The organism is Vibrio sp. ABG19 (assembly GCF_029962385.1).
GTDB lineage: Bacteria > Pseudomonadota > Gammaproteobacteria > Enterobacterales > Vibrionaceae > Vibrio > Vibrio ostreae.
Map to the genome: position 1 here is coordinate 790,927 of NZ_CP071708.1, position 13,291 is coordinate 804,217.

Here is a 13,291-nt window from a genome sequence, read left to right on the forward strand (position 1 = left end):
AAAAAAGTGAATCCACTGATTGTTTCAGGACATCCACTTTTTGTGTAATGCATCTGTGACTATTTGGCCCGCATCTGACTGCGGGCTTTTTTTTATGCAAATAATGACATGTTTCTTACACCTTTTAATTCAGGACAACTATTCTTAACAGTGTCACATTACTTTGGCTAAATAGCGGCGCTCTGACTGAAGAAACCAAATTAACTGCTGTTTTGCTGGGTTAAAGTCACATAAAAATGGATACTCATCGGCAAATTTGCACGTAGCAGCACAAATATCCATGTAATTTGATATTCGCTGCAGGTATCCCCGGGCCATCACACTCTTGAAGCGGGTTTATTCGTATACTATGCAGCGCAGCAACAAAGAAAGGATCGAGAAATGAGACTGTTTAAGCGCTATATACCTGGTATGATAGCTAAACATGTTAGTCGTCTTTTTAAAGGTCGAATCTATATCTACGGTGTCGGTAAGTTTGAATTTGATAACGGCAAGCTGATCTTGCCGGAGCGTGCTGAACCACGCCATTACCAGACCGTCAAAGAGGTCAACCAGGAAATTATGCGCTTGCGCTGCGCCTATGCATAACCTGAGTTCCCGCAAACAAAAAAGGGTTGGCTTTTACGCCAACCCTTTTAACTTTCCGTCTTATCCAGACTAAACCATGCTTTTAGGCGCGACTTTGGCCAACTGCGGCAGATCGCCTTTCAGTCCCAGCGCATGTTTCATAATTTCATCTTTCGCCCCAGGCAACTGCCCCGCCAGGCGCATGCCAATGCCACGAATCAGTTTCTTGGCCGGATTATCACCGGCAAACAGATCTTTAAAACCCTGCATGGCGGCAATCATTTTAGCGGCCTCGGCTTTGCGCCAGCGTTCATAGCCGCGTAAGTTACGCTTGGTGCCGATATCCTGTCCCTGCTCCCACAGTGTCATCACTTCCTGAGCCAGACTGGCAGCATCCAGCAATCCGAGGTTCACCCCCTGCCCGGCCAGCGGATGAATAGTATGCGCAGCATCCCCGACCAGAGCCACCCGCTCAACGGCAAAATCGCGCGCGTAACGCATTTTAAGCGGGAAGGCATAGCGTTCCCCAACCACTTCACACAAACCGAGTTTGACATCAAATTCCGTTGTCAGCGCCTTGTTGAATGAAGCATCATCCATCGCGACCAGGCGCTCTGCGCGCGAGGTTTCGGTCGACCAGACGATGGAACTCATCAGCGGATGCCCCATCGGCAAAAAGGCCAGCGGGCCCTGCGGCGTAAAAATCTGCCGCGCCACCGACTGATGCGGCTCTGCAGTGCGCACATTCGCCACGACCGCGCTGTGGCCGTAGTCCCAGTGAGTGAGCGGGATATCGAGCTGTTTGCGCACCCAGGAGTTCGCGCCATCAGCACCAACCACCAGCTTGGCCGTCAGAGCCTGACCATTACTTAGAGTCAGCCACGCTTCGCTTTCGCCAACCGCCAGGTTCTGACAGGTAGCCGGCATAAACAGCGAGACATTGGATTGCTGTTTGACCTGGTCGAGCAGCGCCAGTTGAATCACACGGTTTTCGACAATATGGCCCAGATTTGGCTGAGTGAGATGGTTAGCACTGAATTCAATCCGCGCAAAACTGTCCTGTTCCCACACTTCCATCGCATGATAAGGCGCCGCACGACGACTCATGATGCCACGCCAGGCCCCTAGATTACTGAGGATGATCTCACTGGAGCGACTGAGCGCAGAGACGCGTACATCCGGCAGTTCATTCAACCCTTCGTGGGGAATCTTGCCTTCAATTACCGCGATTCGCAGATCAGTCTCTTTAAATGCCGCAGCCAGAGCCAGTCCGACCATACCGCCGCCAACAATCGCAATATCCACGCTTTGCATCATAATTTTTTATACCCTTTATCGATTCACTACGCCCAGAGTGCGGCGCAGTAAAGGAGATTTCAGAAGCGGCAGGTTATCCATCGCTGCCAGGCCAAGATTACGGCCGATACGCAGTGCCAGTAAATCATTGGAGAACAGGTGCACCAGAGCCGAGGTCAGCGTAATGGTGTGCTGACGATCCGCAGCGCGGCGCTGACTAAAACGGTGCAACTGCGCGTAACAGCCCAGCTCATCACCTCGGGTCAGCTCTTCGGCCAGAGAGGCTACATCGCGGATACCAAGATTAAATCCCTGCCCCGCGATGGGATGCAGCGTCTGCGCGGCATTACCGACAATCGCAAACCGGTGTGAGACATTCTGCTCACGGTGATGCAGCAGCAGCGGATAAGCGCTGCGTTTACCGGCTTTGACAAATGCGCCCAGCCGCCAGCCAAACGCCTGCTGCAATTGCGCCATGAAAGCGGCATCATCCAGCGCCATCACCTGTTCGGCCAGTTGTGGCGGCAGACACCATACCAGAGACAGACGATTATCACGCATCGGCAGTAAAGCCACCGGGCCGTGCTCGGTAAAGCGCTCAAACGCGCGTCCCTGATGGGCTTCACTGGCCACCACGTTGGCAATCACGGCCACCTGACCGAAATCATGCTCGGCCAGAGCCATGCCGACCTGTTCGCAACAGGTTGAAACCGCACCGTCAGCCGCCACCAGCATTTTAGCCTGCAGGTGTTCACCGCTGTTCAGCGTCACCTCCACCTGGTTGTGCTGACGCACCACCGACGTGACGCTGGACGGGCAAAACAACCGAATCGCGGCGCTTTGTTCGATTAACCCGGCATACAAACGGCCCACATCCGCCAGCTCAACCACATACCCCAGGGCATCAATAGCGAGTGTGTCCTTGCTGATATCGGTCATACCGGCATGGCCACGATCCGAGACATGAATATGTGAAATCGGTGAGGCGACCGGGGCAATGGTCTGCCACAGCCCTAACGAGGTTAAAATCTGCACCGTACCATGCGACAGCGCAATCGATCGGGCGTCAAACCCGGGATGCTGGTCATGATCCGGCTGATATGCTTCTACAACCGCCACGGATAAGCGGCCATGACTGAGCTTGTCCAGGGCCAGAGCCAGGGTTGCGCCCGCCATCGCACCACCGGCGATAATCACATCAAAACAGTGCACCTCGTTCACTGACACCTCACTTAGTGAATGGTTGGTTGAGAATCTTTTTGCGGTTTAACACCGAACTCGGCGTGCAGAGTCAGTACGCAGGCTTTGACATGCTCGATCACCTGCTCCAGCAGTTGTGCCTGCTCTTCCAGATCATCCTCTTCATCAATCCCCAGCTTGGCGATCTCTTCCAGATCTTCCAACGCTTCTTTGGCTACCGCTGACGCGTTCTGTACTTTAGCGCTAACCAGGCCAAGCCCAGAGATAAAGTGATTGACCCACTCCGCAACGGCATCAGCAAACAGCATCAGTGCGTGTTCACCCTGCTCTGCCGGCAGCAGCAGGGTCAGTTCCAGATCCGTTGCCGTCAGTTCCGCACTGGTGGCATTAAGCGTTTGCTCAGCCAGTGTCAGCGCCTGGACCGGCCAGCCCATTCCGTCGTTGGTGTAATCGAAAATCAGCGCTTGCCAGCTTTTATCATGCAGACTCAGGCCACCAGACAGCATGCCGGTCAGCAGACCATGCAGTTCTGCCGGTGTCACGCCAACGGCGGCCGACTGCAGTTCAGAAGCTAGAGTTGCGTAATCAGGGAAGGTGTTATCGCTCATAATGGGCTCGTATTCAGGCAAATAACTGCCATCGTACCACTTCAGCGATCCGGCGAAAACGCTCACATCATCAATTGTGACCAGCTTTTATGCAAATTGCCCAATAACTGTGTTTTTGTCCTGACAATTTTTGATTCCGAGTGTGAAAAGCTTGAATCTTACTATCGCTTTACCTATAGTTTGACCCTCGATGGTCACGTAAGCGATATCATCCTAGTACGCGAATAGAGTTCATTTATCATGAGTAATCAAGCGGTTGACGTTGAAATTTTAGGCAAAGTAACTCGGGTTAACTGTCCACCGGGACAAGAAGCATCATTGTTAACTGCCGCCCAAGACCTCGACCGACGATTGAAAGAGATGGCCGATCGTACTAAGGTAACCAATGAGGTTAAGCTACTGACCATCGCCGCGCTGAACATCTGTTATGAGCTGCAAACCAAGCAGCAGGAAAAAGACGGTCAGCAGTCGGAAATAAACGGGCGAATGGAAAAGCTCGCTGCTTCTCTTGAAGAAGCACTACGTAAAGTCAAGCCAGGAGAGCTGTAGCCTTTACCATACAACGAATTTTCCCTGGGGTGTTCGTCAGCGGATGTAAGTCCCTGAGCCGATAAGCAACACCAAAGGGTTAGTATTTGGTAGCTATTGAGCAAGCTCGGCTCGTATCGAGAAGCCTACGGTTATCCTTGCTGACCCGCCTTGAACCAGCTGGTTCAAGGGCCACAATCCTCAACGGCACCCTGGGGTCCCTCTTATGCAATACTCTCGTCCTGAGCTGCGTAAGCTCATCCGTCAACGACGTAATGAACTGACCAGCGATATTCATTATCAGGCCAGTCAGGATCTGATCCGACGTTTCGCCGCACTGCCTGAAATGCACACCTGTCAGCACATCGCCCTCTATCTGTCGACTGACGGAGAGCTCGATACCCAGCCGCTGATCGAATGGCTGTGGTCCCAGGGTAAATCGGTGTATCTGCCTGTCCTGCATCCGTTCTCCGCCGGTAACCTGCTGTTCTTACGTTATGATACCGATACGGCAATGACCTTTAACAAGTACGGTATCCTCGAGCCTAAGCTCAATCAGCCCCTGGTGAAGCCAGTGCGAGAGCTGGACCTTATCTGTACTCCGCTGGTCGCATTTGACTCACACGGACACCGGCTTGGTATGGGGGGCGGCTATTATGATCGCACCCTGGAAAGCTGGTTTAAAACCGGTCAGGGAGCGATGCCGATTGGCCTGGCTCATGACTGTCAGCATGTCGAGCAACTGCCGACCGAAGCGTGGGATGTTCCTCTGCCCAAAATTCTCACTCCCAGCCGTTTGTGGCAATGGAAAGCGTGATCCAGAACCGCTTCACAAAGCGTATTATCGCTCTGTTTGAGTACATATCACCTTAGTTTGCGGGTATAATCGCGCCGCGCAAAACTGCGTCCTCACACAATCGAAATCAGGAGATGGGCATGACTCAAGATGAAATGAAAAAAGCCGCCGGTTGGGCTGCGCTGAAATACGTAGAAAAAGGCAGCATTGTCGGTGTCGGTACCGGCTCGACCGTCAATCACTTCATCGATGCTCTGGGTTCGATCAAAGATGATATTAAAGGTGCCGTCTCCAGCTCTGTGGCATCAACCGAAAAGCTCAAAGGCTTAGGTATTGAAGTATTTGACTGCAACGACGTCATCAGCCTGGATATTTATGTCGATGGTGCGGACGAGATCAACCCGCAACGCGAGATGATCAAAGGCGGGGGTGCCGCACTGACCCGTGAGAAGATCGTTGCAGCAATTGCCGATAAATTTGTCTGTATCGTCGATGGCAGCAAAGCCGTCGATGTGCTGGGCGAATTCCCGCTGCCGGTGGAAGTGATTCCGATGGCGCGCTCTTACGTGGCACGTCAGCTAGTCAAACTGGGTGGTGATCCTGTGTACCGTGAAGGCGTGGTAACGGACAACGGCAACATCATTCTGGATGTATACAACATGCGTATCACCAACCCGAAAGCACTGGAAGCCGACATCAACGCCATCGCCGGTGTGGTCACCAATGGCCTGTTTGCCCATCGTGGTGCTGATGTGGTGATCACCGGTACCCCGCAAGGCGCGAAAATCGCAGAATAAGATTGAAACAATCGTATTTTTTCAGTCATTTGACTACAAACGGCACCTGGGGTGCCGTTTTTTATTTCTTTTCTCCAATAAAATTATGCCTTATTCCGTAATTTTCTTACCCAAAGCAAAAATTTTTTGTTAACTTATTGCATAGAAGATACACAATGCAAACGTTTGCTTCGTTGTAAAAGCCTCTATAATGACGCGTTTCGTTGGGTGATATACCCAAAACAACTTGGAGTTGCAGTTAGTCAGCAGGCAAACTTGCCCGTTGAGCTTAGCTGATTGTGTGGCCCGGCCGTTCTGTACGGCACACACCACTGCAATTTCAGGGAGAAAAGGGATAGCTTCTTTTGCCCACTTCCCATATTTAAGGACGAGAACAATGGCCAAAGTTTCACTGGAAAAAGACAAAATTAAAATCCTGCTCCTTGAAGGACTTCACCCATCTTCAGTTGAAGTTCTGCAAGCTTCCGGCTATACCAACATCGAATACCACAAAGGTTCAATGGACGAATCTGAATTGCTTGAAGCAATCAAAGACGTTCACTTTATTGGTATTCGCTCCCGCACTAACCTGACAGAGAAAGTGATCGACGCAGCAGAGAAGCTGGTCGCAATTGGTTGTTTCTGTATCGGTACTAACCAGGTTAATCTGAACGCGGCTGCCAAACGTGGTATTCCGGTATTTAACGCCCCATTCTCGAACACACGTAGTGTGGCAGAACTGGTATTAGGCGAAATTCTGTTGCTGCTGCGCGGTATTCCTGAGAAAAACGCCCTGGCACACCGCGGTGTATGGAAAAAGAGTGCGGACAACTCTTACGAAGCACGTGGCAAGAAACTTGGCATCATCGGTTACGGCCATATCGGTACTCAGCTGGGCATTATTGCTGAAAACCTCGGCATGCATGTTTACTACTATGACATCGAGAACAAACTGTCATTAGGTAACGCCACTCAGGTGCACACCATGAGTGAGCTGCTGAACAAGTGTGACGTGATCTCGCTGCATGTGCCTGAAACAGCAGGTACCAAAGACATGATGGGTAAAGAAGAATTCGCACGCATGAAACCGGGCTCGATTTTTATCAACGCAGCACGCGGTACTGTGGTCGATATTCCGGCCCTGTGTGATGCGATGGAGTCAGGCCACCTGTCTGGTGCCGCCATCGACGTATTCCCGACTGAACCTGGCTCAAACAAAGAAGCGTTCGAGTCACCGCTGATGAAGTTCGACAACGTACTGCTGACTCCGCACGTGGGTGGTTCAACTCAGGAAGCCCAGGAAAACATCGGGATTGAAGTGGCGGGCAAACTGGCGAAATATTCAGACAATGGTTCAACCTTGTCGAGCGTGAACTTCCCAGAGGTCTCACTGCCAGAGCAGCGTAACACCTCTCGTCTGCTGCACATCCACCAGAACCGTCCGGGTATCCTGACTCAAATCAACACCATCTTTGCTCAGGATGGCATCAACATCGCAGCCCAGTACCTGCAAACCTCTCCGGAGATCGGCTACGTGGTGATTGACGTTGAAGCAGAACGTTCAGAAGAAGCGCTGGACAAACTAAAGAACATCGAAGGCACGATTCGCGCACGTATCCTGCACTAAGCCTCACCGGGCGGAGCAAAGCGCTTCGCCCGCTGTGGTCGCTTAAATATAAGAGTGGTTTGAATATCCAAGTTGCTTGAACATAAAAAAACCAGCCATGCGGCTGGTTTTTTATTTGACGGCTTCGTTAACCGCGCAGTGCACGCTCACCGCGGGCAATGCCCACCACACCACTACGCGCCACTTCGATCACATCGGTCACTTCCGCAATCGCGTCGATGAAAGCATCAAGCTTATCACTGCTGCCTGCCAACTGGACTGTGTATTGTGAGGCGGTCACATCAACAATCTGACCACGGAAAATATCAGCAGTACGTTTCACTTCGGCACGGGCAAAACCACTGGCTTTGACCTTAACCAGCATCAGTTCACGTTCGATATGCTCAAACTCCGTCACTTCCTGCACTTTGAGCACATCAATCAGCTTGTGCAGCTGCTTCTGAATCTGCTCAAGCTGCATCTCGTTTGAGGTGGTGGTGATGTTAAGACGCGATAAGGTCTCATCATCGGTTGGCGACACATTGAGGGTTTCAATGTTATAGCCACGCTGTGAGAACAAGCCAACAACACGAGACAAAGCACCCGGCTGGTTTTCTAGTAGTAGTGAAATAATATGTCTCATCTTAAGTTCGCTCCGTTTTGCTTAACCACATTTTGTCCATCCCCTCGCCTTTGATTTGCATTGGGTAGACGTGCTCCGTTTCATCCACGTTGATATCGACAAACACCAGACGATCTTTCATATCCAGCGCTTTTTTCAGCCCCGCCTCCAGTTCATCCGGAGTGGAGATTCGAATACCAACATGGCCGTAAGCTTCTGCGATTGCCGCAAAGTCCGGCACAGAACTCATGTATGAGTTTGAGTGACGCCCCTGGTAGATAATGTCCTGCCACTGCTTGACCATACCCAGGAAGCGGTTGTTAAGGTTAATGATTTTGACCGGAATATCGTACTGCAGCGCAGTAGACAGTTCCTGAATATTCATCTGGATACTGCCGTCACCCGTCACCACCACCACTTCTTCTTCCGGCATGGCGAACTTGACCCCAATCCCAGCCGGCAGGCCAAAGCCCATCGTACCGAGACCACCGGAGTTTATCCAGCGACGTGGTTTATTGAACGGGTAGTATAAGGCTGCAAACATCTGGTGCTGACCCACATCCGATGCTACATACGCATCACCATTGGTCAGTTTGTGCAGCGTTTCAATCACTTGCTGTGGTTTGATGCGCTCCGGATTGGTTTCATACGCCAGGCACTGACGTGAACGCCATACTTCGATCTCACTCCACCACGCTGCCAGCGCTTCGCTGTCATTACGCTCTGACTGCTCGGCCAGCAGCTTAAGCATGGTTTCCAGCACCTGGTCAGCCGAGCCGACAATCGGCAGATCAACTTTGACGTTTTTCGAGATCGATGATGGATCGATATCGATGTGCATGATCTTGGCATCCGGACAGTATTTTTCCAGATTGTTGGTGGTGCGATCATCAAAACGCACGCCGACCCCGAAAATCAAATCGGCATTGTGCATCGCCATGTTGGCTTCATACACACCGTGCATGCCCAACATACCGAGAGAATTCTTGTGGGTGCCCGGAAACGCGCCCAGCCCCATCAGGGTACTGACCACAGGCAGGTTAAGCTCTTCCGCCAGTTTGATCACCTGTTCGTGCGCTTCGGAAATTACCGCGCCGCCACCAATGTACAGCACCGGCTTTTTCGCTTCTAACAGCGCTTTGAGTGCTTTCTTGATCTGACCTTTATGCCCGGAAGTGGTCGGGTTGTAAGAGCGCATTTTAACACTTTCAGGGTACTGATAAGGCAATTTGATCTGCGGATTCATCACATCTTTTGGCACGTCGATAACCACAGGGCCGGGACGTCCGGTGGATGCAATGTAAAATGCTTTTTTGATCGTCTCAGGAATGTCTTCGGCTTTTTTCACCAGGAAGCTGTGTTTCACGATCGGACGTGAGACGCCGACAATATCACACTCCTGGAACGCGTCATTACCAATCAGATTGGTCGCCACGTTGCCGGAAATAACGATCATTGGGATAGAGTCCATGTATGCGGTCGCAATACCGGTCACGGTATTGGTCGCACCCGGACCAGAGCAGACCAGAACCACACCCGGTTTACCGGTTGCACGCGCATAACCATCGGCCATATGCGTAGCAGCCTGTTCATGCCGAACCAGAACGTGTTTGATGCTGTCAGTTTTTTCGTGCAGGGCGTCGTAGATATCGAGAACGGAGCCACCTGGGTAGCCAAAGATTTGCTCTACACCTTCTTCGATCAGAGACTGAACCACCATCTCTGCGCCGGATAACATTGCCATATTTTCTCCTTACCCAACACCAGTTACCAGGTCAGTAAACGGGATGGGTTATACATAGTTAGGGCTTATTCGTAGCCTAATTCGAAAACTTTCCGCTTTCGGCTATGTCCCGTACTTGTCATAACAAGCACTAAGGTAACGCAACAACTTTAACGCTTTATTTCCATCAGGTCTAACCGGCCAAAACACGCATTTCTGACAAGATATGGCAAATAGTGCAATCTCAAGTGTTCAATTCTAACCCAGGTTACATATTCAGCCAGTAACGCAACCATACACATAAAAAAAAGTGGAATATTTTGCTGCAGCCGGATTAAAACCACACAAAATACCTATCAGACCACCAGCACAGTCTGCCAATAGCAAAATCCCCGCACACCAGTGGCAGCGGGGATTGAAGGTAAAATCAGAGCCTAATCGTCTTAACGGCGATCAGGTTTATCCTGATACATTTCTTCGATTTCATCCTGATAACGGTCATGAATCACCTTTCTGCGCAGTTTTTGCGTCGGGGTTAATTCTCCGTCATGCATCGAAAAGGTTTTGGGAAGCAATTTGAATTTTTTGACCTGCTCAAATTTTGCCAGCCCATGCTGAAGATCGTTGATACGCTGCTCAAACAACTCAATGATCTGACTGTGCTTGATGAGATCAAGGCGATCCTGATACTTAATGTTCAGCTGTTTGGCATAGAGTTCCAAAGTATCAAAACAGGGAACGATCAGCGCCGACACGAATTTACGCGTATCCGCGATCACCGCGATCTGCTCAATAAAATGATCCTTACCCAGCGTGCCTTCAATCATCTGCGGCGCTATGTATTTACCCCCTGATGTTTTCATCAGCTCCTTAATCCGATCGGTAATAAACAGGTTACCTTCTGCATCCAGATAACCCGCATCACCGGTCTTGAGGAATCCTTGCTCATCAAAGGCACTCGCTGTTTCTTGCGGCATGTTGTAGTAACCGCGCATCACCATAGGACCACGAACCAGGATTTCGTTATTGGCACCAATTTTCACCTCGGCACCCGGCATCATGGTACCGATCGAGTCCGGATGAAACGTATCATCATCCCAGCACGAGACCGTTGCCGTGGTTTCTGTCATGCCGTAGCCCAGTTTAATGTTGATCCCCACCGCATGAAAAAAACGGCCAATGGTGGCATCGAGTTTGGCCCCACCGCACGGCATAAAGCGCACTCTGCCACCAAGCAGCTCGCGCAGCTTATTCAGCACCAGGCGGTCGGCCAGCCGATAAGCCTGACTCAATAGCCAGGCTGGCTTAACCTGCCTCGCCCGGCTTTGGGCCATTTTGGCGCCCATGTTGACCGCCCAGGTAAACAGCCACTTTTTATGCCAGGGTGCGCTGGCGACTTTGTCGTGAATGGCTGAGAAAATTTTCTCGTAGAAACGCGGCACTGCACACATCACTGTCGGCCGCACCTGAGTCAGGGCATCACGCACTTCTGCGACATCCTGCAGATAACAGTTAGTCGCTCCCTTATAAAGCACAAAACAGGTCCAGGCCCGTTCAAACACATGTGATAAAGGCAGGAAACAGAGTGATACATCTTGCTCTGTCAGGGTCAGACGCTGATCATGGCCACTAAGCTGTGCCGCCACATTACGATAGTCCAGCATCACCCCTTTCGGTCTGCCAGTCGTGCCGGAGGTATAAATCAGGGTAAACAGATCATCGTCGTTGGCCTGCAGCAGACGCTCAGATAGCTGTGATTGCTGTTCGGGCTGAGCTGAAGCAACAAACTGCTGCCAGTGAATAACCTGCGGCTCATCGCGGACTGCAACCTCATCACTCATCACCACGATAAGCTGCAAAGACGGACACAGTGCCAGTAACTGGCGCGCCGCGTCATATTGTGCCTGCTCACCGACAAACAGAACTTTTACCTGCGCATCCTGGACAATGAAAGCCGCCTGCTCGAGGGTATTGGTCGGGTAGATAGGCACTGATACCGCCCGAATCTGTAACGCGGCAAAATCAGCCATCGTCCAGCGCGGGCTGTTATTGGCAAAGATGCCGATTTTGTCCTGCACATCAAGGCCCAGACTCAGTAGTGCCAGTGACAGTTCGTCCATTTGCCGGCCGAACTGCGTCCAGCTGATACCTTGCCATTGCCCGCCAACTTTATGTTGCAGTGCGATTCGATTATTGCCGGTAGCCACCTGCTCCCGGATGCGTTTAACGATATGAAAAGTCAACTTCGTCATCTCTATTTACCTTTGGCTTACACCTGTAAGCTATTTCGCGCGCAAGTCTACCTTTCGCGGAGTAAAAGACAACGATGGATATCAAAGTTATCAGTAATCGTGGTGTGCTACAGAGAGAAAAAAACCTCAGACTGAATCACTTCAATCTGAGGTCATTTCTGGCTTGAGTGGCAGGTTATCCGGCGACCACGTTACCACAAATCATCATTAACTGATCTCGTAACCAAATGTGTCCTTTGTCTTTTTCACTCGACTCATGCCAGCTCAGGTAACCACTGATACGGCCGTGATCAAACGGGAACTCCAGCATTTGCAGCTCTTGCTTGTTGGCGGCATTTTCTACCATCCAGCGTGGAGCAATGGTCACCAGCTCAGACTGGCCAACCACATACAGTACATTGCTCAGACCGGTGCCTTCGTAGCTTGGCTGACAATCGAGCTCACGATAAGCCTGCTCAGAAAAACTGCGCTGGCCATGGACTTTGGACAGCTTCGCGTGCTGCTCGCGTGCCAACTCTTCACGGCTCACAGCCCCCTGAATACGCGGATGGTGTTTTGAAGTGACGACCACCAGCTCATCCTGGAAGATTTCTGTACTGGAGAAGCCCTGCTCATCAAAGTGAGCGTAATCGATAACGAAATCGATCTCCTGATAACGCATACGCTCAGCCAGTTGACGATCAAATTCCGCATCTAAATGCAGCTGAACATTCGGAGCCTGCTGGTGAATTCCGGTCATGATTTGCGGTGCGAAACGAATATCACACGGACTGCAAATCGCCAGTTTAAACAGACGGGTTGAAGATTCAGGGGCAAACACCGCACTTGGCAGTTCATTGCGAATTAATTGCAGAGCCTGACGGATAGGAGCAAACAACTGACGCGCACGCTGGGTTGGCTGGATACCACGTCCCTGACGCATAAACAGCTCATCATTAAACATCACTTTCAGACGGGCAACGGCGTTACTCACCGCCGGTTGAGACATGCCCAGGTTGTGTGCGGCTCGGGTAATATTCTGCTCTTGCATGACAGCATCAAACACCGTCAGCAAATTGAGGTCTACACCACGTAATGTACTTTCCATTCGATAGCTGGCTATGGCGCTCATCGTATCTTTTCTATCTAGCATTTGGTACGCCTCTTCGTAGTTGTCTGCTCACAGTCGCGAAACATTCGACGACTTATTGATGTCCGGAGGGGCAAGTGAATAGCCATTATTGGTGGTATTTATCTACCGGATACATCCATCGGGAAATCTAATATCAACATTCCCTAATCGATTGGCAATACGATTGATAAAAAGTCAGTATTTTT

Annotated in this window: 12 protein-coding genes and 1 other RNA gene; 6 read left to right on the forward strand and 7 right to left on the reverse strand. The window is 50.9% G+C overall.

Features of this window, described 5'->3' with window-relative positions; all coding sequences use genetic code 11:
• Positions 1 to 381: 381 nt before the first annotated feature.
• Complete coding sequence (locus J0X00_RS09765; protein WP_282477987.1) at positions 382 to 588, forward strand: DUF1107 domain-containing protein; 207 nt, start codon at positions 382 to 384, stop codon at positions 586 to 588.
• Between the two features lie 69 nt (positions 589 to 657).
• Here the strand turns inward: J0X00_RS09765 and J0X00_RS09770 are convergent, their stop codons facing one another.
• From J0X00_RS09770 to J0X00_RS09780, 3 genes are read right to left on the reverse strand one after another with little or no spacing between them, the layout of a single operon-like run.
• Entirely contained in the window at positions 658 to 1,884 is a 1,227-nt protein-coding gene (locus J0X00_RS09770; protein ID WP_136486001.1) for an FAD-dependent 2-octaprenylphenol hydroxylase, read from the reverse strand.
• 15 nt (positions 1,885 to 1,899) lie between these two features.
• Entirely contained in the window at positions 1,900 to 3,075 is a 1,176-nt protein-coding gene (gene ubiH, locus J0X00_RS09775; protein ID WP_282478283.1) for a 2-octaprenyl-6-methoxyphenyl hydroxylase, read from the reverse strand.
• 20 nt (positions 3,076 to 3,095) lie between these two features.
• Positions 3,096 to 3,671, reverse strand: coding sequence for a YecA family protein (locus J0X00_RS09780; RefSeq protein WP_282477988.1), 576 nt, complete (start codon positions 3,669 to 3,671; stop codon positions 3,096 to 3,098).
• A gap of 240 nt (positions 3,672 to 3,911) precedes the next feature.
• Between J0X00_RS09780 and J0X00_RS09785 the strand changes: the two genes are divergently transcribed.
• From J0X00_RS09785 to serA, 5 genes are all read left to right on the forward strand, one after another.
• Positions 3,912 to 4,220 carry a cell division protein ZapA gene (locus J0X00_RS09785; protein WP_136485995.1) on the forward strand — a complete coding sequence of 103 codons (309 nt, stop codon included), beginning with the start codon at positions 3,912 to 3,914 and terminating at the stop codon, positions 4,218 to 4,220.
• Between the two features lie 18 nt (positions 4,221 to 4,238).
• A non-coding RNA gene (ssrS, locus tag J0X00_RS09790) (6S RNA) lies at positions 4,239 to 4,422 on the forward strand.
• 3 nt (positions 4,423 to 4,425) lie between these two features.
• Complete coding sequence (locus J0X00_RS09795) at positions 4,426 to 5,016, forward strand: 5-formyltetrahydrofolate cyclo-ligase (RefSeq protein WP_136485993.1); 591 nt, start codon at positions 4,426 to 4,428, stop codon at positions 5,014 to 5,016.
• A gap of 119 nt (positions 5,017 to 5,135) precedes the next feature.
• Positions 5,136 to 5,792 (forward strand): ribose-5-phosphate isomerase RpiA, encoded by a 657-nt coding sequence (gene rpiA, locus J0X00_RS09800; protein ID WP_218562688.1) that lies wholly within the window; start codon positions 5,136 to 5,138, stop codon positions 5,790 to 5,792.
• A gap of 376 nt (positions 5,793 to 6,168) precedes the next feature.
• On the forward strand, positions 6,169 to 7,398 hold the full coding sequence (gene serA / locus J0X00_RS09805; RefSeq protein ID WP_218562687.1) for a phosphoglycerate dehydrogenase: 1,230 nt from the start codon (positions 6,169 to 6,171) through the stop codon (positions 7,396 to 7,398).
• Positions 7,399 to 7,525: 127 nt separating this feature from the next.
• Here the strand turns inward: serA and ilvN are convergent, their stop codons facing one another.
• From ilvN to leuO, 4 genes are all read right to left on the reverse strand, one after another.
• Positions 7,526 to 8,020 carry an acetolactate synthase small subunit gene (gene ilvN / locus J0X00_RS09810; RefSeq protein ID WP_136485987.1) on the reverse strand — a complete coding sequence of 165 codons (495 nt, stop codon included), beginning with the start codon at positions 8,018 to 8,020 and terminating at the stop codon, positions 7,526 to 7,528.
• Between the two features lies 1 nt (position 8,021).
• The gene (locus tag J0X00_RS09815) at positions 8,022 to 9,743 is read right to left on the reverse strand and encodes an acetolactate synthase 3 large subunit (protein WP_218562686.1); all 1,722 of its coding nucleotides are present in this window, start codon (positions 9,741 to 9,743) and stop codon (positions 8,022 to 8,024) included.
• A gap of 422 nt (positions 9,744 to 10,165) precedes the next feature.
• On the reverse strand, positions 10,166 to 11,974 hold the full coding sequence (locus J0X00_RS09820; protein WP_282477989.1) for a long-chain fatty acid--CoA ligase: 1,809 nt from the start codon (positions 11,972 to 11,974) through the stop codon (positions 10,166 to 10,168).
• A 175-nt stretch (positions 11,975 to 12,149) separates the two neighbouring features.
• Complete coding sequence (gene leuO / locus J0X00_RS09825; protein ID WP_136485981.1) at positions 12,150 to 13,106, reverse strand: transcriptional regulator LeuO; 957 nt, start codon at positions 13,104 to 13,106, stop codon at positions 12,150 to 12,152.
• Positions 13,107 to 13,291: the final 185 nt, after the last annotated feature.